This is a genomic window from Lysinibacillus mangiferihumi, assembly GCF_003049665.1.
Taxonomy (GTDB): Bacteria; Bacillota; Bacilli; order Bacillales_A; family Planococcaceae; genus Lysinibacillus; species Lysinibacillus mangiferihumi.
Window position 1 is genome coordinate 45,521 of record NZ_PYWM01000025.1, and the last position, 22,850, is coordinate 68,370.

23 protein-coding genes are annotated in these 22,850 nt (G+C 34.4%); 22 read left to right on the forward strand and 1 reads right to left on the reverse strand.

Features of this window, described 5'->3' with window-relative positions; genetic code table 11:
• Positions 1–74 precede the first annotated feature (74 nt).
• From C9J37_RS20325 to C9J37_RS20340, 3 genes are all read left to right on the forward strand, one after another.
• Positions 75–473 carry a hypothetical protein gene (locus tag C9J37_RS20325; protein WP_107896845.1) on the forward strand — a complete coding sequence of 133 codons (399 nt, stop codon included), beginning with the start codon at positions 75–77 and terminating at the stop codon, positions 471–473.
• 685 nt (positions 474–1,158) lie between these two features.
• Positions 1,159–1,530, forward strand: coding sequence for a hypothetical protein (locus tag C9J37_RS20335; protein ID WP_153063506.1), 372 nt, complete (start codon positions 1,159–1,161; stop codon positions 1,528–1,530).
• Between the two features lie 227 nt (positions 1,531–1,757).
• Positions 1,758–2,180 (forward strand): hypothetical protein, encoded by a 423-nt coding sequence (locus tag C9J37_RS20340; protein ID WP_153063507.1) that lies wholly within the window; start codon positions 1,758–1,760, stop codon positions 2,178–2,180.
• Between the two features lie 593 nt (positions 2,181–2,773).
• On the opposite strand, the gene C9J37_RS20345 is transcribed toward C9J37_RS20340, so the two are convergent.
• A complete protein-coding gene (locus C9J37_RS20345) occupies positions 2,774–3,343 on the reverse strand; it encodes a GNAT family N-acetyltransferase (protein ID WP_107896848.1) in 570 nt (189 codons plus the stop codon).
• 769 nt (positions 3,344–4,112) lie between these two features.
• On the opposite strand from C9J37_RS20345, the gene C9J37_RS20350 reads away from it, so the two are divergent.
• The 19 genes from C9J37_RS20350 to C9J37_RS20435 form a co-directional block, all read left to right on the forward strand.
• Positions 4,113–6,716, forward strand: coding sequence for a cation-translocating P-type ATPase (locus C9J37_RS20350; RefSeq protein WP_107896849.1), 2,604 nt, complete (start codon positions 4,113–4,115; stop codon positions 6,714–6,716).
• 151 nt (positions 6,717–6,867) lie between these two features.
• Positions 6,868–7,572 carry a lantibiotic protection ABC transporter ATP-binding protein gene (locus tag C9J37_RS20355; protein ID WP_107896850.1) on the forward strand — a complete coding sequence of 235 codons (705 nt, stop codon included), beginning with the start codon at positions 6,868–6,870 and terminating at the stop codon, positions 7,570–7,572.
• Between the two features lie 17 nt (positions 7,573–7,589).
• Positions 7,590–8,351: a lantibiotic immunity ABC transporter MutE/EpiE family permease subunit gene (locus C9J37_RS20360; protein ID WP_107896851.1), complete on the forward strand. Its 762-nt coding sequence runs from the start codon at positions 7,590–7,592 to the stop codon at positions 8,349–8,351.
• Positions 8,351–9,118, forward strand: a complete 768-nt coding sequence (locus C9J37_RS20365) for a lantibiotic immunity ABC transporter MutG family permease subunit (protein ID WP_107896852.1) — start codon at positions 8,351–8,353, stop codon at positions 9,116–9,118. Before C9J37_RS20360 ends, C9J37_RS20365 begins: the two co-directional genes overlap by 1 nt.
• Before the next feature lie 24 nt (positions 9,119–9,142).
• Positions 9,143–9,553, forward strand: a complete 411-nt coding sequence (locus C9J37_RS29105; RefSeq protein WP_235617187.1) for a response regulator transcription factor — start codon at positions 9,143–9,145, stop codon at positions 9,551–9,553.
• Between the two features lie 16 nt (positions 9,554–9,569).
• Positions 9,570–9,812, forward strand: coding sequence for a winged helix-turn-helix domain-containing protein (locus tag C9J37_RS29110; protein WP_235617189.1), 243 nt, complete (start codon positions 9,570–9,572; stop codon positions 9,810–9,812).
• Positions 9,803–11,185, forward strand: a complete 1,383-nt coding sequence (locus C9J37_RS20375) for a sensor histidine kinase (RefSeq protein ID WP_107896853.1) — start codon at positions 9,803–9,805, stop codon at positions 11,183–11,185. The genes C9J37_RS29110 and C9J37_RS20375 overlap by 10 nt, the downstream gene beginning before the upstream one ends.
• Positions 11,186–11,994: 809 nt before the next feature.
• Positions 11,995–13,365: a hypothetical protein gene (locus tag C9J37_RS20380; protein ID WP_107896854.1), complete on the forward strand. Its 1,371-nt coding sequence runs from the start codon at positions 11,995–11,997 to the stop codon at positions 13,363–13,365.
• Between the two features lie 219 nt (positions 13,366–13,584).
• On the forward strand, positions 13,585–14,301 hold the full coding sequence (locus C9J37_RS20385; protein WP_107896855.1) for a GntR family transcriptional regulator: 717 nt from the start codon (positions 13,585–13,587) through the stop codon (positions 14,299–14,301).
• Between the two features lie 129 nt (positions 14,302–14,430).
• Complete coding sequence (locus tag C9J37_RS20390) at positions 14,431–15,612, forward strand: SIS domain-containing protein (RefSeq protein ID WP_107896856.1); 1,182 nt, start codon at positions 14,431–14,433, stop codon at positions 15,610–15,612.
• A gap of 14 nt (positions 15,613–15,626) precedes the next feature.
• A complete protein-coding gene (locus C9J37_RS20395; protein ID WP_235617188.1) occupies positions 15,627–16,070 on the forward strand; it encodes a PTS sugar transporter subunit IIA in 444 nt (147 codons plus the stop codon).
• Between the two features lie 24 nt (positions 16,071–16,094).
• Complete coding sequence (locus C9J37_RS20400) at positions 16,095–16,829, forward strand: sugar isomerase domain-containing protein (RefSeq protein WP_107896857.1); 735 nt, start codon at positions 16,095–16,097, stop codon at positions 16,827–16,829.
• A gap of 26 nt (positions 16,830–16,855) precedes the next feature.
• Positions 16,856–17,125: a PTS sugar transporter subunit IIB gene (locus C9J37_RS20405; RefSeq protein ID WP_107896858.1), complete on the forward strand. Its 270-nt coding sequence runs from the start codon at positions 16,856–16,858 to the stop codon at positions 17,123–17,125.
• 56 nt (positions 17,126–17,181) lie between these two features.
• Entirely contained in the window at positions 17,182–18,549 is a 1,368-nt protein-coding gene (locus tag C9J37_RS20410; protein ID WP_107896859.1) for a PTS ascorbate transporter subunit IIC, read from the forward strand.
• A 66-nt stretch (positions 18,550–18,615) separates the two neighbouring features.
• On the forward strand, positions 18,616–19,779 hold the full coding sequence (nagA, locus tag C9J37_RS20415; protein ID WP_107896860.1) for an N-acetylglucosamine-6-phosphate deacetylase: 1,164 nt from the start codon (positions 18,616–18,618) through the stop codon (positions 19,777–19,779).
• A 30-nt stretch (positions 19,780–19,809) separates the two neighbouring features.
• Entirely contained in the window at positions 19,810–20,667 is an 858-nt protein-coding gene (gene gatY / locus C9J37_RS20420) for a tagatose-bisphosphate aldolase subunit GatY (RefSeq protein ID WP_107896861.1), read from the forward strand.
• 48 nt (positions 20,668–20,715) lie between these two features.
• Positions 20,716–21,699: a hexose kinase gene (locus tag C9J37_RS20425; RefSeq protein WP_107896862.1), complete on the forward strand. Its 984-nt coding sequence runs from the start codon at positions 20,716–20,718 to the stop codon at positions 21,697–21,699.
• Positions 21,692–21,883 (forward strand): HPr family phosphocarrier protein, encoded by a 192-nt coding sequence (locus tag C9J37_RS20430; RefSeq protein WP_107896863.1) that lies wholly within the window; start codon positions 21,692–21,694, stop codon positions 21,881–21,883. Before C9J37_RS20425 ends, C9J37_RS20430 begins: the two co-directional genes overlap by 8 nt.
• 558 nt (positions 21,884–22,441) lie before the next feature.
• Positions 22,442–22,850, forward strand: a 409-nt coding sequence (locus C9J37_RS20435; protein WP_107896864.1) for an IS607 family transposase, incomplete at its 3' end; no start/stop codon positions are given.

The window sequence follows — 22,850 nt, forward strand, 5'->3', positions numbered from 1 at the left end:
ACCACTAAGGAAATGGCTCAGCGATAAATATATGAGGGTCTTTTTTCTAAATTAACTTAAAAGTGGTGATATAGATGGATAGTCAAATGTGTTTACTAATGGAGGTTCATGATTTAATTGAAGAATCCTCTAAAATGGGTGATAGCCTACGAAATCCAGAAAACGCGATGATAGGCATAGAGGATGAGCTTAAATTAACTGCTGAGGAAATGAAAGCGTTAAAAGCAAATGAATTTGATTTTCATAGTATTTGTGGCATTGAAAAGATTGTTCGCGATCGGATGCTTTCAACCTTTTTTCACTTTTTCTGTATTATAGATGGTGTTGGTGATCCTAAATTTAGAAAAGATAATACGGTGTGGTTAGGGATGAAATTAGAACAGAGAGGTCTAGATGATGAGCGAGAGCACGAGGAATTTCTACACGATATGCTATATGAAGCATATTGGAAATGGCAAGAATTGAAATCTTAAGATTGTAGATTTGATTTGTGGAAAGATTTTTAACTATCCATTAAGATAATCAATAAAAGTACTTTAAACAAAGATATACCTGTTTAGAGTACTTTTATTGCATTAAAATGGTTACAGTCTAGGCTGTATGGTTTGATGCAAATGAGGATAGATAAACATTACTATTAATTGCTAAGACTATAGAATGATAGCAGTCCTAAACAGAAAATGAAGAATAATGTTAAAAAAATAAAGAAAATAGTTTTACTTTTCACAAAATTCACCTCTCTCTTGCTCTTATCTGTTTCTGAAGTACCTAATAAATGTTCATATGTAGAACTACCTAATTTATATACTAGAATTAAATAACTGAAAAATCAAATAATTAAAAGTTGGAAAGGGTGCATCGTATGTCTTGCAAATATAATAAATATGTAAGTTTTATTACTGCAATAACTCTCCTTTTACTAATTCTATTCTTTACTAATAAAGTCAGCAAAGAGGTGTTTTTACTCTTATATGTGCCTTTAAGTATAGCAATGCTAATCTTTGGAATTTTGGTGCTTAAAAACACTTTGAAAGATAAAGAAGATATAGATTTACATACATCAGAAATTAAAAGACGAAGCTTTCGCAAATGTCGATAAGCTTTTTTGATACTATTGTTAGTTTAAAATGTCTGAATGAAATAATAGTAGGTGATAATGTGCAAGATGAGAAAATATTAATTGAAACATTTATCAAACATGCCTTAATAGCAGAACAAACACAGATGACAGGAGATTATAAAAGAGGAAACAAATCCAATAAGGCGCTGCTTGCTATTTTGGAGCAACTAAAGCAATCATCTGAACTTGCAACAGCCGTGTTAGATGAGTTGTTTCTACATGAAAATCCTTTTGTCTTATATGTTTGCAGTATTTATGCAATTATAGTGGACTATCGCAGAGCTGAAGCTTTAAAAATGCTTGAAAAGATTGCAGGAATCGAACAGAATATGACCAGTTTTGAGGCAAGCATAGTTCTTGAACAATATGAATCTGGGGAACTTTTTAAACTGTATGGCGTAAATAAATAACAGCTACCACTAAGGAAATGGCCCAGCAATGATAGTTGAGGATTTTTTTCGAAATTAACTTAAAAGTGGTGATATAGATTATTCAGCCTAGACTTTTTTATTTCAAGAAATATAACACTTACCAATAGTAAATTTTTATAGTAGTCTGAATTATAATAATATTGAAAATAATGAGGTTATTAGTTATAATCAAAATGATTTATAATATAAAGGAGATGATGAAGGAAATGAAGAGGCTAAGTATTTTGTTGTGTGCGTTTACATTAGTTTTTGGAATTTTTGCATTTTCAGGAATCTCTTTAGCTGCCGAGGAAACAAGCTTTAATGATGTTGAGGAATTTACACCAATAGCAGAACCAGTAACAGAACTACCTCTTGGTTTTGACATCAATAAAGAATATGAAGATGGAGAAATAATATCAGAGACAATCACTAAATCTGATATTAATCCAAGAGGTTTTTATCTTTATGCAGATGCATCGCATCAAGTGTACTACACATTTAATAGCTCTATACCAACATTGTATCCTTACGAAAAATGGATTGATGGATATTTATATAAAGGAAATCTAAGATTACAAGGAGCTGTGCCAGCGGGAAAGGGTTATTTAGCTACATATAGTGGAAAGATTTCTACATTTATTAACTAAAATAAGGTTCTGCTATACAAGAAAAGCCACGTTCATTTATATGCGCGTGGCTATTTTTGTTAAAACTGTTTATTCAAGACTATTTGTGAATTACCCTATTTAAAAAGGTAGAAAGGGTGCATTGTATGTCTTACAAATATAATAAATATGTAAGCTTTATTACTGCGACAACTTCCTTGTACTAATTTTATTCTTTACTAATAAAGTAAGCAAAGAGGTGTTTTTCCTCTTATTTGCTCCTCTAAGTATAGCAATGTTAATCTTTGGAATTTTGGAGTTTAAAAACACAACGAAATATTGATTTACATGCAGCAGAAATTAAAAGACGACTAAAAAAAGAATGAAAACGAAGTAGTATGTCTACATTCATACAACAGAAAATGATAGCTTTTGCAAATGTCGGTAAGCTTATGTGATACTCTTGTTGATTACAAAGCCTGACTTGTTAAACTACTAATAGTAGGTGATGATGAGCAGGTATTAAACGATTGTAGATTCGGTTTATGCAACCGTTTAACGCCACAAACATGTATGGAGATAAACAAATAAAAGCACGCTAAATAGAATAGTTCTGTTTAGCGTGCCTTTTCAATTTATTTATTGTACTCCTCTTGCAAAATGCTGTAAATTTCCAAATCAACAATACCTTTACCAGACCAGAAAGAAGCTTGTCTTAATAAACCTTCTTTCATAAAGCCACTTTTTAAAAGCACTTTTTTTGACGCATCGTTCATCGGCATAACTTCCGCTTGAATTCTATTAATGTTAGCTTCATCAAATAAAAATTTACAAATGGTTTGTACAGATTCTGTTGCAATGCCCTTATTCCAATAGTCCTCTGCTAAATAGTAGCCGATTGTTACCATATTTACTTTTTGGTTAAAATCCATCGCTTCGATTATACCGACTAAAGAATCTGGTTGATCTTTATAAAAAATCCCCCATTTCACTCTACTTCTTTTCGTGAAGTCACGTTCAAAATGACTAATCATTTTTTGGACAGTCTGAATATTGTGTTTCGGGATAATGCCACAATACTCAAATACTTTTTCATTATCGTAGATAGCGAATAACATGTCTAAATGGCTTTCTTCTATTTTTTTAAATTGTAGGTTGCTAGAATGTAATAGTGGGAAGCTTTCAAAGATTTTTTCTACATTCATTGGATTTTCTCCTTTGCTTGTCATTTGGCGAGATTGTTTTAATGATTTGGAATTTTCATATGGGAAAGCTATTTAAATGAGGATGTATTTAATATTTTCTAGTTAAACCATTATATTGTAAAATGGGGATCAAGTAAATATGAAACAAAAAAAGCTGCATCGTATAAAATACGCTGCAGCTTCGAATTGGTTTGTGCCCTTTGATGGTGCTACTGAAAGAAGTATACCATAGAATAATAAAAAATTGTGATATTTATGTATTATAAATCTTTTGAAATCAATAGAGTACGTGATGTCATCTTTTTTTAATAGCCAATCACAGGTGTCTGTCACTAGTAATTAGCTTTCTACATATTATGGAAATCTAGTCCTTGATAAATTATTTACCCATAGCCCCTCTTGATGTTGAACGTCGAGAGGGGCTTGTTATTTTGTTTGCGAGAGCAAAGTTAGCTTTGTCAATCGGACAAAAAATTTAATCTCTCTATCAATTATTATCATACTGGATTAGGACACGGAATAGATTGTTATAGTTCTACTATTAGGGATATGGAGTCGAGAGCAAAAGAGCACATAATTTTTAATACTATGTAACAGAAATCGCGGCTTGTAATAGAAAAAATACAAGTCAAAAGGGGTCAAGTGATAGAAACGACATTTTGATAGCTAAAAGACTGTGCAATAATGATGTTTTCCTTCTATTGCAATAGTCCGCTCTATGTTGAATAACACAACTATTATTAATAATTTACACTGGAAGGAGAATCAAATGACACAGTATCATCAGCAGTCGTCCGTTGAAGTCATGAATAAACTGAATGTGACCAATCAGGGATTGAGTGATTATGACGTTCAAAAGAGGCAAGAGGTTTACGGCTATAATGTTTTAGAGGAAAGTAAAAAGGTAAGTACACTTGCCGTTTTTTTCGGCCAGTTTAAAGATTTATTAGTGATTATTTTAATGGTAGCCGCTTTTATTTCATTTCTATTAGGTGAAGTAGAAAGTACGATTGTTATTTTGATTGTTATTATTTTAAATGCAGTTCTGGGCACTGTTCAACATGTAAAGGCAGAAAAATCTTTAGGTAATTTGAAAGCACTGTCTTCGCCCATAGCGAAAGTAATGCGTAATAATCAGATAATAGAAATTCCTTCTGAAGATATCGTTGTGGGAGATCTTCTATATTTGGAAGCTGGAGATTATATAAATGCTGATGGAAGATTACTAGAAAGCCATAATCTTCATATTAATGAAAGTTCGTTGACAGGTGAATCATTAGCTGTCGCAAAAAGTGCCGATTCGATTAAGGAAGATGTAACCATTGCGGATAAGAAAAACATGGTCTTCACTGGAAGCTTTGTCACGAATGGACGAGGCGTTGTGATTGTGACAGCTATTGGAATGGAAACGGAAATTGGGAAAATCGCCAATTTACTTGATACTGCAAAAGAAAAGAAAACGCCTCTACAAGTAAGTCTAGATCAATTTGGAGAAAAATTAGCTTTAGGCATCACGATGATTTGTGTTGTTATTTTCACAATTGATTTGGTTCGAGGCCGTGAATTAGTAGAATCGTTTATGTTTGCTGTTTCGTTGGCAGTTGCCGCCATACCAGAGGCATTAAGTTCGATTGTCACAATTGTCTTGGCTTTTGGGACACAAAAAATGGCAAAGGAAAATGCTATAATACGAAAGCTTTTTGCTGTTGAAAGTTTGGGAAGTGTTTCGGTTATTTGTTCAGATAAAACAGGGACTTTAACTGAAAACAAAATGGTTGTCCAACATGTATACGTTAATCAGAAAGTGATTCCACACGATCAACTATATATGAAAAATGCAATTGAGAAAGATCTGATTTTAAAGGCGCTATTATGTAATGATGCGTTGGAAAGAGATCATAAGGAAATCGGGGATCCTACTGAAATTGCCCTTGTGAAATTAGGAAAGCAGTATGATTTTGATGAATTACTTGTTAGAGACCATTGTCCAAGGGTGGCAGAGCTCCCTTTTGATTCAGATCGGAAGCTTATGAGTACGGTTAATCGGATTAATCAGCAAAATATTATGATTACTAAGGGAGCACTAGACGTTCTGCTATTTAAAATGTCAAAAATGAATACGTCGCAAGGTCTAGTTAATCTGACGCAAGAACATCGAAAAAAAATCGAAGAAGTGAATCGAGATTTTTCAATGAATGGTTTAAGAGTATTAGCCATTGCATATAAGGAAGTAAGAGAAGGCCGTCCAATTACCGTATTTGATGAAAGAGATTTAATTTTTGTAGGATTAATAGCAATGATGGACCCACCTAGAAAGGAATCGAAGGCAGCCGTTGAAAGCTGTATTAAAGCAGGTATTAAACCTGTAATGATTACAGGTGACCATAAAATAACAGCCACTGCCATAGCCAAACAAATCGGGATTTTACAGGACCCATCCGAAGCGATTGAAGGAGCTGAAATTGAAGGTTTAACGGATCGCGAACTGCAAGAAAAAGTTCAAGATGTTTCAGTTTATGCTCGTGTAACGCCGGAACAAAAAATTCGTATTGTGAGAGCGTGGCAGGAAAAGGGCAATGTCGTTGCGATGACCGGTGATGGTGTCAATGATGGCCCCGCTTTAAAACAGGCTGATATCGGTGTAGCAATGGGAATAACCGGTACTGAAGTTGCGAAAGATGCATCATCTATGATATTAACAGATGATAATTTTTCAACGATTGTCAAAGCAATCTCGAATGGTAGAAGCATCTATACGAATATTAAAAATGCGATTTTATTTTTGTTATCTGGAAATGCAGGGGCTATTTTTGTCGTTTTATATGCTACTATATTAGGTTTACCCGTTCCATTTGCACCTGTTCATCTCTTATTTATTAACCTACTTACCGATAGTTTGCCGGCCATTGCCATTGGACTGGAACCAAATAATAAAAACACCATGAAGGACAAGCCAAGAGATATTCGCACACCATTGTTAAATAAAGCTTTTACGACGCAAGTTATACTGGAAGGTTTATTAATTGCAATTGCTACAGCTGTTGCTTTTGAAATCGGATTGTCAACAGGAGATACTTTAACAGCCAGCACGATGGCGTTTACTACTTTATGTTTGTCGAGATTAATTCATGGCTTTAATTCCAGATCGAAGCAATCGATTTTTGCCATTGGTGTATTTTCGAATAAATATACTTGGTTAGCATTTTTAATCGGTTTTGTCGCTTTACATGTCGTATTATTTGTTCCATCATTTACGGGTATATTTGAAGTGGCCGCATTAAGTGGCGCCCAATTAGGCTTTATTTATAGCTTATCGTTTATGCCGTTTTTAGTTAATCAGTGGTTTAAACTATTGTTTGTCAGAAGTAAATAAGGCAACTTCATAAAGTGTCAGGCCCCCAAATTGTTTGAGAATTGTGTGGGTGTCTGGCACTTTTACTAATATATATCTTCTTCAATGTTGATAGAATCTTGATTTTTTGTTGTTAAACTCCATTTATAAAGATGAAAAGGAGTTATCAAATATGAATGATCAGTATATCTTGCAAACTAAACAGCTAACCAAAAAATACAGAAGGTCTACTATTTTAAATGCTGTATCACTCAATGTGAAGAAGAACACCGTTTATGGTCTTTTGGGTCCAAATGGGGCTGGGAAATCCACAATACTTAAGATTATATCGGGTCTGCTCAAGCCAACATCCGGAGAAGTTATTTTTAATGGAAATCAGTGGGCTAGAAAGGATTTAGCTTATATTGGTTCTTTAATTGAGAACGCCCCACTTTATGGGAATTTAACAGCTAAAGAAAATCTGGAGGTCATAAATACAATTCTTGGGTTGCCAAAAGAGCGAATCGAAGAGGTTCTTCAAATTGTCGGCTTAACCAATACGGGAAGTAAAAGGGTAATGAACTTTTCTATGGGAATGAAACAGCGTCTTGGCATTGCCCTTGCTATCTTGAATCGTCCAAAGCTATTAATCCTAGATGAACCCACTAATGGATTAGATCCTCTTGGGATTCAAGAATTAAGGGAATTAATTGCTTCTTTTCCGCAGCAGGGCATGACAGTCCTTTTATCGAGCCACTTGTTATCGGAAGTTGAACATATAGCTGACGATATAGGAATCATCAGTAATGGGATACTCGGGTATGAAGGAAAATACCATTCTTACGAAAATCTAGAAACGCTTTTTACCGAAGTTGTACGAAAGAATAGAACTCAATAGGAGGTTGAGGTTGCGGTATGTATTTATATTTGAAATCAGAAATCATAAAAATAAAACGAACAAATATAAGAAAGGTGCTTTTGATTATTCCTTTAATATGCTCCCTTCTTGCACTTGGCTTTAATTTTTTAAGCGGTGATCCACAGATAGTTAGTCTCAGTGCAGAAACCATCATTAACCATTGGGGGATATTATGGATTTCTGTATTTATTGCCCTTACGGCAGGGCTTCTGAATAATTTGGAAAAAAAATCAACCAATTTTAAAACTATCATTGGCTTACCGATAAATCTCCAAAAAAATGAAATTAGTAGAATTTTATTAGTCATTGGATTTGTGGCACTGGGTTCTCTTCTATTAGTTGCTGCTATAAGCCTAACTAGTTTGCTGATTGGGACAAGTCCATATTTAGTTTCTCTCTCCTCTTGTATTTTGGCGGTTTTCTTAATGTTTGTTACTTCGCTTTGGCAGGTTCCATTTTGTTTATGGTTCTCGAGGAAAACGAACTTCTTTATCACTTTATTATTAAATAGCATGCTTAATTTAAATTTAGGTACACTATTTGCCCCTACAGAAGATTGGTGGTTCGTGCCATATAGCTGGCATTTAAGAGTACAAATGCCTTTAACTAAACTGCACTCTAATGGAATACCCTTGCCGCAAAACGATGAACTACTCAGTTATTCAGTCATTCCAATTGCTCTTGTATTAAGCATTCTATTCTTTATTGTTCTTACTTTAATGGCTGTTAGGTCGTTTAATAAAATAGAGGTGAAATAATGTTGCAATTTTATAGATGTTTGCTAGGGGAGTTTAAAAAGAGAAAGCGAAGTTTATTTCTGTTATTACACTTAGGTATACCCCTAATTTTACCTTGTACTTTGGTGATGTACTTTTTATCTAGGAATAATCCGATAAATTCAGAAGCAAGTTACGTCATTTTCTTTGAATTAATTGGAGTCGGTACACCGGTCATTATTTCTATTATTTGTGGAATGGTGGCCGATTCTGAAAATGAAGCAGGTCATTTCCAAAATATGGTCGGAGTAATTCAAAGTAAAACCATCTCGTTCATGAGTCAAACAACAATGATGATTTTCTCTTATAGTGCAGCAATATTTTTAACGATATTAATCTATTCCTTGGCTCTGAAGTTTTTAGTTGGTGTACATGAAGTTCACTTCACTCTCTATTATTTAACAGGTATAATTTTCATAATAGCTTCTATATTTCAATATTTCTTCTATCAAGTCCTGGGTTATAAGTATGGAATCGGGATTAGTAGCATATGTGGGTTCGGAGGATTGATCATCACTGCTCTTTCTTTAACTACAATTGGAGATAAAGTATGGAAATTTCTACCTTGGGCATGGGCAAATCGATTCAGCGAATATTTAACTGACTATTGGAAAATGACTGATATAACGTTGTTTAGCAATCCTATGTTAGTAACAGGATACTATTTATTCCTTATTTTAACAATAGGGATGGCCGTACTAAGTATCGTTTGGATTAATAATTGGACCGGACGGAAAACAATCGATTAAATAGAATTAAAGGAGGATTTAATTATGGTAAATATCTTAGCGATTGATGATGATGCTGCAATTCTAAGACTAATCAGAAAAATGTTGGAGATGAAAAATCATAAAGTTACTACTCTTCTAAGTATAAAAAATATCACGATAGAAGAAATAAATAAATATAATCTTATTTTACTGGATGTTATGATGCCAGGTGAAGATGGCTTTGAAATTTGTAAGAAAATTCGACCTTCGATTGATATACCGATTATCTTTATGACAGCCAAAAGTGATGAATCTTCCATTATTAAAGGTTTATCAATTGGAGGGGATGATTATATTGTCAAGCCGTTTAGTATACATGAAGTGAATGCGAGAATTGAGGCCCATTTAAGACGGGAATCCAGACCGAAAAAAGGAAGGAAAAGTAGTGTTTATCGACGGCGACATTCTTATTGATTTGGAAGCGAAAAAGGTGATTATCCAAGGGGATGAAGTAAGCTTTACTAGGACCCAATACAGAATCTGCGAGCTACTTGCTTTACATAAAGGGAAAATCTTTTCCAAAGAAGATATTTATGAATCTGTTTATTCACTGGAAAGTGATTCACAAATTTCAACTATTATTGAACATATCAGGGTAATAAGAAAAAAGTATGCACAATTTAACTTAGCCCCCATCAATACAGTCTGGGGTGTAGGGTATATATGGAAATAAAGAATTCATTTTCGGCTTATTTTGTTAAATCAATTATAAAATTAGGCTTTGCTGGTTTACTTGTATTAATGATAAATATCGGGTTCGCGATAGGGGGAATCAATCAACACTTTTTGCTTCCGGCAAACGAGCCGATAAAAAAGGCAGAAAAAATCCAAAATGAAGTTGTAAATGCGGCTTATATTGATTCCAGCATCATCCCTCCTGAACTGGATTACGCCATTTTTAATAAGAAAACAAGCGAAATGATAAAGAGTAATTTGAGCCCAAGGAATAAAGAAAAAGCAAAAGAAGCTTTTCAGAATCATAGTACGGAAAAAATGAGTTCTTTTATAAGGTACGATAGTCAAAATGAAACGATTTTGATTTATTATAACTTAAAAGTTCAATTTGCAGACGTTGAATTGAGAAAGGTATTTCCAAACCCTGGTGTATGGTTATCCATTTTTTCGATATTAATTTATTGTATTTATTTAGTCTGGAATATTAGAAGTTTCTCGCGAATTCTTATACAAGAAAATCAAAAGCTTATTAAAGTAGCACGAAAAATAGAAGAAAAGGACCTGAATATCGAGTTTCCACAAGTTCGATTTAATGAGTATAAAGATGTGATGGGCGCAATGGAAAGTTTATCAGAAGCACTGGTTAAATCCATTCAAAGGGAAATTGAGGTTACTAACTCGAAGGCAGAGCAAATCAGTTATTTAATACATGATATAAAAATTCCATTGACAGTGATAAAAGGGAATATAGAACTGTTGGAAGTAATGACAACCAATGACATGAAGGAAAATTTTAGTGATATTACGAATTCCATACAACAGGTTGAACGATACATTCAGGAAGTTATCGATATCAATCTGAATAACAAGCAAATAAATACATATAAAGAAGAGATAGCTGTCAATGATTTCTTGTCGAAGCTAGAAATCGAAATAAGGAGCCTAAGTAATAATATAATCGTCGAAGATTATACAGAGAAAGGGACAATCCTTTTTATAGATACAAACCTGTTCATTCGAGCGATAAATAATATCGTACTAAACGGAATTGAAAGAACCCCACAGGATGAAAAAGTACAATTGATTGTCAAGCAAGATAAAGATTTTATTCAATTCATTATCATTGATCAGGGACCTGGTTTTTCAGAGGAAGCTCTAAAAAAAGGATCTGAACTTTTCTATACCGAAAACTATGGACGGACAAGTAACAGCCATTATGGATTGGGATTAACATTTACTGAAAAAGTAATCAAGCAGCACAATGGGAAGATGAAACTTAGCAATAATGCAAGTCACTCTGGGGAGGTACTAGTACAATTGCCGAGAATAAACCCGAATCTGGAAAAAGGGTTAATAGATTGCTTGGATTAATACAAAGATAGCAAACATGATTATTTTTCTTAAATTTACACAATACGATACTCCACAATCTGGTCCGATTGTTGAACATAAGTTAAACAGCACCGTTCGTTTAAGTACAATCCTAAACAAAGTAAATTCAATCATGACAATCATAAGTATTAAAAAATCAAATCAGAAATACTAAAGAGATGATTTTAATTAAACTTTATTACAAATTATCAATCTTAATTATAATCGATCAATCTTTTTACAAAGCTACAATAAGAAACAATAACAGGTATAAAGCCTGTTTTTTTATTAAAAAGTCATTTGTTTGTAGTGAATGACTTAGTTAAGTGTGCTTTTATCTCGGATGTTTTTGTTCATAGTGTTTAATTTACCTCTTGCATATGAGATAATTAGCAGGAGATTGTATATACTTTTTGATTAAAGGGCTCTTACCAAATCATAGAATTGGTAAGAGTCCTATTCTTTTCACTATATTTGCTATTCTTATTGTTTATAACTTTTCTATTTGGCTTAGAAGTGAACAGCAGGGAAGTTTATTTAACTAAATAATCAGAAAATTGAATTGACAAATATTCCTTACTTACTTTAGTATATTTATATGCTGGTTATAACCAGTTAGAGGTGATATGACATTAGTATAAGGAATAGGAGGGATAAGGATAAAACTATAACAATGCTATAGAAATTTTTAGTTGTAAACATGTAATAACTTGCTCTTTGTTAAAAGAAGACACATATAGACGTTTAAGCCTAGATTCAATCAAAAAGTAGTCGATTCTATCACTTATTTTTTAGGAGGGATTGTACGAATGAAGAAAAAATATATTGCTACAAGTCTTTTATCTATGATTTTGATTTCACCCTTGGTAGTTGATCAAGCTTATGCAGAAGTTCTGGATAATGAGTTGAATGTTCATAAACAGTGGAAGTTAAAATACCATGAGAATTTTAACAAAGAGTTATTCAGTGATGAGGTAGATTGGGTACTTGATAGTTATGATGATGATAGCCCTTGGCATGTAGATCATCTTGATGATGATGGTGACTTTTTTAAAATCAAAGGAGGGGATGACTTTTTTAAGCAACTTAACAGCTTTGATTTATTGAGAAAACAATTGAAGTTTGGAAAAGATGGCTGGTTAACTGCAGAGTTTGCAGTTCGGGACTATGATAAAGATGGGATACCAGATACCGAGGCAACATTAAAAAATGTTGAATTAAAAAACGGTGGCCATGCTGCTGAATTAAAGACAAGTTTTGATTCAGGTTTAATTATTCGCTCTACCGAAGTTTTACCATCAGAATATAGGGTGGAATATGTGTTAAGAAATATAGATTTTGGAGGAAAAAGAAATGACAGTTTTTATTACGATAATAAGTTTAATGGATACACAATGGATCAACGTAAATCAAATCATCCATGGAAAAGAAGTGGAGAATTTACTGGAGACTCAAATCATACCAATAAGAACTTTGGAGATATAACAAATGAAAACGGTTATTATTTCTTAGTAATTATGGACTATGAAAAACCTGCTCCTCATAATAATGTTTTTATTCACAACCATAGAAAAGTAGGGATGGATGCATATAATACAAATGCCACTTGGGCAAATGCATATGCAACGTGTAATCCTGCTACTGGAGAATTATATAAACAACTTAGTGATAAAAGTTCAAATAATGCGATAAACGGCATTTTTTTTGCAGGAGATACGTTTAGAGATCCGTCTATGGCTTATAACTCGTTTTTGTTTGACACCGAGTGTGGTTCTCTATCTGACACAGATACAGAGTACACTATTATTTCCACTGCTGAAATTCAGCCTGAGCTTATGCCTGATGAAAGTTATAAATTCGCTATTGAGCGAAATAAAACAGGCTATGTTATGGAAATGACAGGAAACTTTAAATATATCGGAAAGAAAACTTTGAGATATGAACGTGAATTTATTCAAGATGGCAGACCAATCTGGCATTATAATAATACCCCTGAAGAATATGATGGACAGTTTAATTCGACACTCACTTTTACGGGTCCTCATGGCAGTTACTCTGTAGAACAATGGCCCGTAGGTTCTGCTTACCCAGATAACTTTATTATTGGAATCCCTCATATTAATTATTATGAAGGATCTGCTGTAATTGATGAAATAAAACTATTTGTCCCAAAAACCTAATAATATTTATTTTAATTAATTAGTATGGTACGTACGATTGGACTTTAAATGTGTATATCCTGATTTTTCACTTACTTTTTTGACTTTTATTTTAAATCACTTTACATTATCAGAAAACTCTGTTAATCTACAAATAGATAAGTGGTTATAACCAGGTAAGTCCATAATACAATCTGGTTATTTTCAAGAGTCGTATAGTAAGGAGATGCCAAGAATATTATGGATAAAAACAGTAAAGTACCACTATATTTGCAACTTATGGAGGTGTTAATAAAGAAGATTGAAGGGAAAGAATATGTTGAGCACGATCAATTACCATCGGAGCGTGAACTATGTGATATTTATAAATTAAGCCGAATAACGGTAAGGCAAGCACTTCAAGATTTAGAACGAGAAGGGTATATTTATAAATTACATGGGATAGGCACCTTTGTAGCCTCAAAATCATATAATCAAAACTTAGTTAAATTATACAGTTTTACTAATGAGATGGAGAAATTAGGAAAGAAACCTACGACAGAAGTATTATCTTTTAGTGTAATTGTGATTGATGACCGTTTAGCTAAAAAAATGAATCTAAATAAGTTAGAAGAAGTATTTAAAATCATAAGATTGCGATATGCGGATGGAATACCATTGATGTACGAAACATCTTATTTGCCTAAAAAAATATTTCCTAATTTAACGGAAAAAGATTTAAATGAAAGACCGATGTATGAGGTATTTCATGAGGATTATCAAATTGGTGTTACGAAAGCAACTGAACGGTTTTCAGCTACTCTTATACAAGAACAAGAAGCCTTTCACTTGAATGTTAAAAGTAATCAACCTGGAATGCTTATAAAACGATATGCATACTATCATGATGAATTGATTGAGTATACTATTAGTGTGGCACTTGGGGATAAATTCTCATACACAGTAGAATTAACGTAACGTAAAGAAAAGTCTATGTAAGCTAAATCTTTATTTTAGCCTTATTTAGATTTTTCATTTTAATTCACTGGTTATGACAACATAACCATTAATCGGATTTTACAATATATTTAATTATGGAGGATGAAGATGTTTAATTTAAATAAAAAAAATTTAAGTGAAATGAAAGCGCTTCAAACCGCCGTTGAGATATACCAACAACCCACTGTTTGGGTTGAGTTAATTTCTTCATTAATTCAGAAAAAAGAAAATACGCAAAATTTTATTCAATCAATTTGTCACAAGCATAGGTTTGTACGAGTCATTTTTACAGGAGCAGGGACCTCTGCATTTGCTGGAGATACACTGGTGCCTGTATTGCGTAAATACAATCAAAAAAACAAGTGTTTACAATTCGAATCCATCCCTACAACCGATATTGTGTCAAATCCAATGGAATATTTGATAGGCCATGTTCCTACGATTATGGTATCCTTCGCCAGATCAGGTAATAGTCCTGAAAGTGTCGCTGCTGTTTCTTTAGGGAAAGAAATTATTCAGGATTTTTATCAAGTCATCGTAACTTGCAATAAAGATGGAAAACTTGCGAAGAATACAGAGGATGATGAGAATAGCATTACAATTCTGACTCCTGACAAAGCAAATGATCAAGCAATGGCTATGACAAGTAGTTTCACGAGTATGATCATTGCTGCGTTTACAGTATTTGTGGATGAAGACATTTGCGAGAATAGTATGAAAGCAGTCATCGAAAGTGGTAAAAGATTAGTGGATACGGTGTCCAATCAAGTAGATGAGATTTTGGAATTTGATTTTGAACGCATTATTTATTTGGGATCCGGTATTTTAGGACAGCTTTCACATGAAGCCGCATTAAAAATGCTGGAACTATCTTCGGGTCAAGTTGTGGCGATGCATGAATCATCATTAGGTTTTCGTCATGGACCTAAGTCGATTTTAAATGATAAAACTGTAGTTGTTCTTTTTGTGTCACAAAATCCTCATACGAGAAAATATGATTTGGATATTTTACGTGAAATCTCTTCAGATCCATCAAAATTAAAAGTTGTTGTATTAACAGATAAAAGTGATGCTGAAGTCGAAAAACTTGCTGATTGGGTAATCCCTGTTAGCCCTGGAAATGTAGAGCTATCAAGTGATTTTGATTTAGCTTTATTGTATGTAATCTTTGCCCAAGTATTCGCGATGAAAAAGTCCCTTCAACTTGGAATTACACCCGATAATCCTAGTCCCAATGGTCGAATCAATCGTGTAGTGCAGGGCGTTACAATCTATGACTATATCAACTAAAAAGGAATGTTATCATGCTTAAAAATATGCTGACAAAAGAAACCGTTGTTGTAGAGGATACATGTCATACATGGGAAGATGTCGTATTCAAAGCCGGTGAGTTACTGAAAAATACAGGAGCCATTGAGGAAAGTTATATTACTGCAATGGTAGAGTCCATTGAGAAGAACGGTCCATATATGGTCATCGCCCCTGGAATTGCATTGCTTCATGCTAGACCAGAAGATGGAGTAAATGAGGCGTGTATGAGTTTATATGTACTAAAAAATGGAGTTTCCTTCGGTCATAAAGACAAAGATCCTGTCACTTTAGCTTTTGCGTTTGGTGCGGTGGATGCACAATCACATCTACAAGCATTACAGCAGTTAATGGAATTATTTAATGACGAGGTACGATTAACGAAACTTAAAAATAGTGAAAATGTAGAAGAGGCATTAGTACTTCTAAATGATTTATAAACTGGTGAAAAGGGTGGATGTAAAATGATGGCATTAAAATATATTGAGCAAATTGAACAGATTATTAAACAAGTGAAAGTTACTCAAATGGATGCAATTAATGAAGCATCCCGATTAATCAAAGAGGCAGTTAAACATGATAGATTAATACACATTTTTGGCTGCGGGCATTCCCAAATGTATGCGGAAGAAATTTTTTATAGAGCTGGTGGTCTAGTAGCTGTTAATCCTATACTTGAACCCGCTTTGTCTTTAAGACCTGAAGCGACAAAAAGTACTTGGTTTGAAAGGTTGGATGGCTATGCTAAAAAGATACTTGATAGTGAAGAGACGAAAAAAGGTGATGTGATTATTATAGCGTCTACGTCAGGCAGAAATTCAGTTCCAATTGAGATGGCGCTAGAAGCAAAGAAAAAGGGATTAATAGTTATTGCGTTAACTTCAAGTGAATTCACAAATGATGTAACCTCCAGACATGCTTCAGGGAAAAAATTAATCGATATTGCAGATGTCATACTAGATAATTGTGGCGTAAGTGGGGATGCAGTTATAGAAGTAGAAGGATTTGCAACAAAGTTTGGTCCAACATCTTCTGTGATTGGATTTATGATTTTGCAAAGTGTTATCGCGCAATCTATTAGTTGTTTATTAGAAGAAGGAGTAGAACCAAACGTATGGGTAAGTTCAAATTTAGATAAAGGAGATGACATTAATAAAGAACACATTAAAAATTATAAAAGCCGAGTGAAATGTCTTTAAAACTTAAATCACGGAGGAGACTAGTTATGAAAATATATACAGTATGTGGGATGGGTTTTGGAACAAGTCTAATGGTGAAAATGACAATTGATGATATTTTAAAAGAAATTGGTGAAGTAGCAAATGTTGAAGCAATCGATATGGGTTCAGTGAAAGGCTTGAGTGCAGATTTATTTGTTACATCTAATGATATGAAGGGGGCGTTTCCGAGTGTAGATGCCCCAGTTATTTACTTGAATAATATGGTAGATAAAGCGGAAATTAAGGAAAAGATAACATACTTTTTTAAAATGTAAAAATAGATATCGAGTTACATGAAAGAAGCTGAGAAACAATCAAAAAGAAATGGGGAATGGAAGTGCTAGAATTCATAATTCAATTACTGACAACTCCAGCGATTATACTTGGACTAGTAGCCCTAATCGGTTTATTAATTCAACGTAAAGTATTTGGAGATGTTGTCAAAGGAACTTTCAAAACTATTTTAGGCATACTTATTTTAAGTGCTGGGGCGGGTATTATTGTTGATTTTATTACACCGTTTAGTGAAATGTTTACTCAAGCTTTTAATTTGACAGGAGTTGTACCTTTTGATGAAGCAGTAATCGGTGCTTTATCTGAAAATGTTACTGAAATAGCTCGTAATTCATCCTTAATATTGGCATTTGGGTTTGTAGTAAATATCATTCTAGCAAGGTTTTCATCATTTAAATATATCTATTTGACAGGACATATGCTTTGGATTATGTCAGGAGCATTAGCGTGGGCGTTTTATGATCTAGGGTATTCTACAACTGAAGCTGTATTATGGGGTTCTTTAATTCAAGGACTAATTTTAGTCTTATTCCCAGCTCTGGCACAGCCAATTATGAGAAAAGTTATTGGTAATAATGATATTGCATATGGGCACTTAACGACAAGTGGTGTTGTTTTATCTGCTTATATAGGTAAGATTTTTGGAAATGCTTCTAAAGATTCTGAGAAAGTTAAGATGCCGAAAGGTCTTGAAATGTTTAAAGATACAGCGATTTCAATATCAGCAGTAATGTTAATTTTATACCTAATCACAACATTTGTGGCTGGACCTGAATTTGTCAGTACATTAAGTGGAGAACAAAATTGGTTAGTATACTCTATTATTCAAGCATTTGGGTTTACTGCTGGAGTTCTAGTATTACTCCAAGGGGTAAGAATGTTCTTGGGAGAAATTGTACCAGCATTCCGAGGAGTTGCCATTAAGTTGGTTCCAGGGGCTAAGCCTGCTCTTGATGTACCAGTAATTTTTGGATTTGCTCCTACCGCTTTAATGATTGGTTTTGTCTTCTCTGTATTAGGGATGATTATAGGCATGTTTGTGTCAAAAGCATTTGGGACGGTTATTCCTTTACCTTCAATTATAGGTGGGTTCTTCACTGGGGGAGCAGCAGGTATATTTGGAAACGCACTAGGAGGAAGACGTGGAGCTATGATCTCAGGCGTTGTATATGGCTTGGTCTTAACTATTCCTGTAGCATTGTTTTACCCGCTATTTGGACTAGAAGTATACGGTATCTCCGGTGTTGCACTTCTTGTACCAGATGCAATAATAGTACTCACTTTGCTTAAGATATTCTCAAGTTTGAATATCATTCCTGTAGTTGTAATCTTAGCGATTCTAGGCGTGCTGGCAACAGGATTTATTAATAAGAAAAGGAAAAAGAAGAGAAATTTGCTTAAGTAAGAATGCATACAAATTGATAGTTTGTAAATTGAAACTAGATAATTTTAAAAAAGGATGCAAAAACAAATGACATATTATATTATTGCAGATCGATTTCTACTTGAAAATGAAGAACGAAAAAAAGGTTATCTAGAAGTGAAGAATGGGGTTTTCGGGGAATTCAGAGATAAAATTCCTGAAAATTCTGAAGTGAAGGATTGGTCAGGATTCATGATTGCTCCAGGTTTATTTGATACTCATATTCATGGAATCAAGGGGCATGACGTCATGGATGGAACAGTAGAGGCGATTAAAGAGATTTCCAATACAATTGTACAACTTGGCGTCACACGCTTCTTACCAACTACTTTAACTTCTTCAGATGAAATATTAGAACAGGCAATCAAAGCAATTGTCAGTGCTGTAGACAGTGGGTTGCCAGGAGCTCAGTCAGAAGGAATATTTTTAGAAGGACCTTACTTCACTGATAAGCATAAAGGTGCACAAAATGCTAGATACTTCAAAAATCCCGATGAAGCTGAATTTAAAAAATGGCAAGAGCTCGCAAACGGAACAATTACAAAAATCGCATTAGCCCCAGAGCGAGAACACGCAATAGATTTTATTAAGGAAGTCAGTAAACAAGTGTTGGTCAGCATTGCGCATACGGATGCTGATTATGAGTGTTGTCGACATGCTGTGGACAACGGTGCCCGTTGCTATGTGCATTTGTTTAACGGTATGTCAGGTTTACATCATCGTGAACCAGGTGCTGTCGGTGCTGCTTTAACAGATTCACGCTGCTATACAGAATTAATATGCGATGGACACCATGTGCATCCAATTCTTGCATCTATGACATTAGAGATTAAAAAAGACAAACTTATTTTGATTACAGATTGCATGCGTGCAGGATTAATGCCAGACGATGTATATTATTTAGGAGAATTTCCTGTGACTATTTCAAATGGTATTGCTAAGACTGAAACTGGATCTCTTGCTGGGAGCACCTTAAAACTAATTGATGGCATACAGAACTTACAAAAATGGAGCAACCGACCTTTACATGAAATATGGCATCTAGGTTCACTGTCAACTGCAGCGAGCATTGGAAAAGCAGACAAGTTCGGAAGCATCAAAAGTGGGAAAGTGGCTGACTATGTTGTTCTCAACTCCAATTTGACTGTCATAGCGACAGCAGTAGATGGGGTCGTAAAATATGTAAGAGATGAAATCCCTATTAAATTCTGAAATTTTAAAAATTAATAAGGAGGAAACAGAATGACAAACTTACAAAATACGAAAGAGATGCTGATTAAAGCTCAAAAAGAAGGTTATGCAGTCCCAGCTTTCAATATTCACAATTTAGAAACCATCCAAACTGTAATCGAGGCTGCCGTTGAAATGAAATCACCAGTGATTTTGGCTGCTACACCTGGGACAATGAATTACGCGGGACGTGCCTATATTCAAGCAATTGCTGAAGTTGCTGCTAGTGAGAACGATATTCCTATTGCTCTGCACTTAGATCATCATGAAACGCTTGAATCTATCGAGGCATCACTTAAGTTGGGTACAAAGTCCGTTATGATTGATGGCTCACATTATTCATTTGAAGAAAATATTGAATTATCTAAAAGAGTTGTAGAAATGGCACGTTTGTATGGAGCAACTGTCGAAGCAGAATTAGGCAAACTAGTCGGTCAAGAAGATGATTTAATTGTAGAAGCGAAAGATGCAGCTTATACGGATCCCGATACAGTAGTGGAATTTGTAGCACGCACGGGAGTAGATTCATTAGCTGTTGCAATCGGTACTGGACACGGTTTGTACGAGACGAAGCCGGAATTAGACTTCGAACGTTTAGAGAAAATCAAAAACTTGATTGAAATCCCGATTGTTTTGCACGGGGCGTCTGGTATTTCTAAAGAAGATATTCAAAAATGTATTGCCCTAGGTTGCGCGAAAGTGAATATTTCTACAGAATTAAAAATTCCTTTCTCTACCGCTCTTCGCCAATTTCTGATTGAGCATCCAAATGAGTCGGATACGAGAAAATACATGGCAAAGGCGAAGGAGAATATGAAAGAAGCAGCAATCAGTAAAATTTTGATTTGTATGAGTGATGGAAAAGCATAATTATTTTTAATTGTTTATAGTAAATTACTTAGAAAGGTGTGTGGATAAATGATACTTACAGTTACCTTAAATCCTTCTGTTGATATTAGCTATAAGCTCGATCATTTAAAGTTGAACACCGTAAATCGTGTTGTGAGCGTATCAAAGACAGTAGGTGGAAAAGGATTAAATGTATCTAGAGTTTTGGTTCAATTAGGAGAAGAGGTTGCGGCCACTGGTTTTTTAGGTGGAAGTCTAGGGGGTTTTATCCGCACACAAATCAATGAACTTATGATAAAAGATTATTTTATAGAAGGTAAGGAAGAAACTAGGAATTGTATCGCTGTTATCCATGACAACCTGCAGACAGAAATTTTAGAAAGCGGCCCGAAGATTAGTAGGAAAGAAGCTGCGGAATTTTTGGAGCAGTTTCAGTCACTTGTCAAAGAAACTGATATCATTACGGTCTCGGGAAGTTTGCCAAGAGGCTTGGAAACAAACTTCTACGGAGAGTTACTTAAGATTGCTCATGAAAATCATTCTATAATATTGCTGGATTCAAACGGAGAAGCACTCAGACAATCTTTAATAGGTGAATACAAACCGTATTTGATAAAGCCGAACCTTGAAGAGTTAGCGGATTTAGTGGAAAGGAAAATTGATTCTGAACAACATGTAATTCAAGCGTTGCATGACCCTGTTTTAAATGGTATCCCCTGGATAGTCGTTACTTTAGGAGACGGGGGTGCATTGGTACGCAATGAAGAAATAGTTTACCGTGTAAAGATTCCTAAAGTAAAAGTTATAAATCCTGTAGGGTCAGGTGATTCTGTCATCGCAGGATTTGCAGCCGGTTTTTCCCGTAAACTTCCACCAACAGAAACAATCAATTACGGAATTGCAATGGGTGTTCTAAATGCTATGGAGGAAAAGACGGGATTTATCAATACACAAAAAATAAACTGGAGTATAAGCGAAGTTCAAGTAGAAAAGTTAGATTCTGTTAGCAATTATTCGGATTACTCAATAAAGGCGGTTGAAAAGCATGATTGAAAAAAAATTTAACGTAATAGATAAAGCAGGTGTTCACGCACGTCCTGCATCTATATTGGTTAGTGTAGCCAGTCATTATGAATCACAAATAAAAATTATTTATAAAGAGAAAACGGCAAATTTAAAATCCATTTTGGGTAACAAAACAGTTACAAAGAATCTATTAAAATATACAAAAATTTAGTTTGAATATAGATTTTTAACTGGCTACCCTGCGTATCGTGTGAACGGTGCGTACTCGGTGTTAATTGCTTTGAACCCCTAAAGCCTTATGACCAAAGCGGAACTGGAAACGGTAAACGTTATGGTGCGAAAGCAGAAAAAATAATAAGGATGGCATATGCTGAAATAAAATCTCTTAGTGTCTATCAATGGGTTAGCGTGACGGATAGAAAACGGAGTGCTACGTGCTAGTACAATGGGTGTTTAGCAGGGAAAGCCCTACGTTTATTCATCGTTAAGTTGAATAAATAAGGGAAACCTTCAACGACTATCTCCTTGAGGGAGAGTAAAGCCGCAAGCGAATGGCGGAAGAAAAATACCGCATCTCTTTATTGAGATGAAGAAATAGTCTGCGCTCATGTGAAAGCATGAGAGGTCTACTTGTGAAAGAAAGACTGCATAAAGTGTTGCGCCTTTATGTGAACAAGAAAAACCTATCTAAATCTAATAAATTTGTATTAAACAAATAACACCTCGTGCGATATATAATAGTAGATTATATTTTTTTGAGGTGATGTACATGGAATTAATGTCCATTGGTAAATTTGCAAAACGAGTAGGTGTTAGTACCTCTACCCTTCGTAAAATGGATCGTGAGAATGTTTTGAAACCTTGTCATGTATCAGAAGGTGGTACAAGATACTACTCAACCGAACAATTAAGAGAGTTTCAAAAAGCTGAGAATGATAAAAAACTTGTCATTGGCTACTGTCGTGTGAGTACACCAAGTCAAAAAGACGATTTAACTACACAAGTTGAAAACCTGAAAACATATATGTTAGCAAAAGGCTATCAGTTCGAGATTATTCAAGATATTGGCAGCGGAATCAACTATAAGAAAAAAGGTTTGAAACAATTAATTGACAAGATTAATAATCGTGATATTTCAAAAGTCGTTGTACTGTACAAAGACCGTTTAGTGCGGTTTG

Coding starts and splice junctions, on each gene's coding strand:
- C9J37_RS20325 (WP_107896845.1), top strand. CDS start 75: ATGGATAGTCAAATGTGTTTACTAATGGAGGTTCATGATTTAATTGAA.
- C9J37_RS20340 (WP_153063507.1), top strand. CDS start 1,758: ATGAAGAGGCTAAGTATTTTGTTGTGTGCGTTTACATTAGTTTTTGGA.
- C9J37_RS20345 (WP_107896848.1), bottom strand. CDS start 3,343: ATGAATGTAGAAAAAATCTTTGAAAGCTTCCCACTATTACATTCTAGC.
- C9J37_RS20350 (WP_107896849.1), top strand. CDS start 4,113: ATGACACAGTATCATCAGCAGTCGTCCGTTGAAGTCATGAATAAACTG.
- C9J37_RS20355 (WP_107896850.1), top strand. CDS start 6,868: ATGAATGATCAGTATATCTTGCAAACTAAACAGCTAACCAAAAAATAC.
- C9J37_RS20360 (WP_107896851.1), top strand. CDS start 7,590: ATGTATTTATATTTGAAATCAGAAATCATAAAAATAAAACGAACAAAT.
- C9J37_RS20365 (WP_107896852.1), top strand. CDS start 8,351: ATGTTGCAATTTTATAGATGTTTGCTAGGGGAGTTTAAAAAGAGAAAG.
- C9J37_RS29105 (WP_235617187.1), top strand. CDS start 9,143: ATGGTAAATATCTTAGCGATTGATGATGATGCTGCAATTCTAAGACTA.
- C9J37_RS20375 (WP_107896853.1), top strand. CDS start 9,803: ATGGAAATAAAGAATTCATTTTCGGCTTATTTTGTTAAATCAATTATA.
- C9J37_RS20380 (WP_107896854.1), top strand. CDS start 11,995: ATGAAGAAAAAATATATTGCTACAAGTCTTTTATCTATGATTTTGATT.
- C9J37_RS20385 (WP_107896855.1), top strand. CDS start 13,585: ATGGATAAAAACAGTAAAGTACCACTATATTTGCAACTTATGGAGGTG.
- C9J37_RS20390 (WP_107896856.1), top strand. CDS start 14,431: ATGTTTAATTTAAATAAAAAAAATTTAAGTGAAATGAAAGCGCTTCAA.
- C9J37_RS20395 (WP_235617188.1), top strand. CDS start 15,627: ATGCTTAAAAATATGCTGACAAAAGAAACCGTTGTTGTAGAGGATACA.
- C9J37_RS20400 (WP_107896857.1), top strand. CDS start 16,095: ATGATGGCATTAAAATATATTGAGCAAATTGAACAGATTATTAAACAA.
- C9J37_RS20405 (WP_107896858.1), top strand. CDS start 16,856: ATGAAAATATATACAGTATGTGGGATGGGTTTTGGAACAAGTCTAATG.
- C9J37_RS20410 (WP_107896859.1), top strand. CDS start 17,182: ATGGAAGTGCTAGAATTCATAATTCAATTACTGACAACTCCAGCGATT.
- nagA (WP_107896860.1), top strand. CDS start 18,616: ATGACATATTATATTATTGCAGATCGATTTCTACTTGAAAATGAAGAA.
- gatY (WP_107896861.1), top strand. CDS start 19,810: ATGACAAACTTACAAAATACGAAAGAGATGCTGATTAAAGCTCAAAAA.
- C9J37_RS20425 (WP_107896862.1), top strand. CDS start 20,716: ATGATACTTACAGTTACCTTAAATCCTTCTGTTGATATTAGCTATAAG.
- C9J37_RS20430 (WP_107896863.1), top strand. CDS start 21,692: ATGATTGAAAAAAAATTTAACGTAATAGATAAAGCAGGTGTTCACGCA.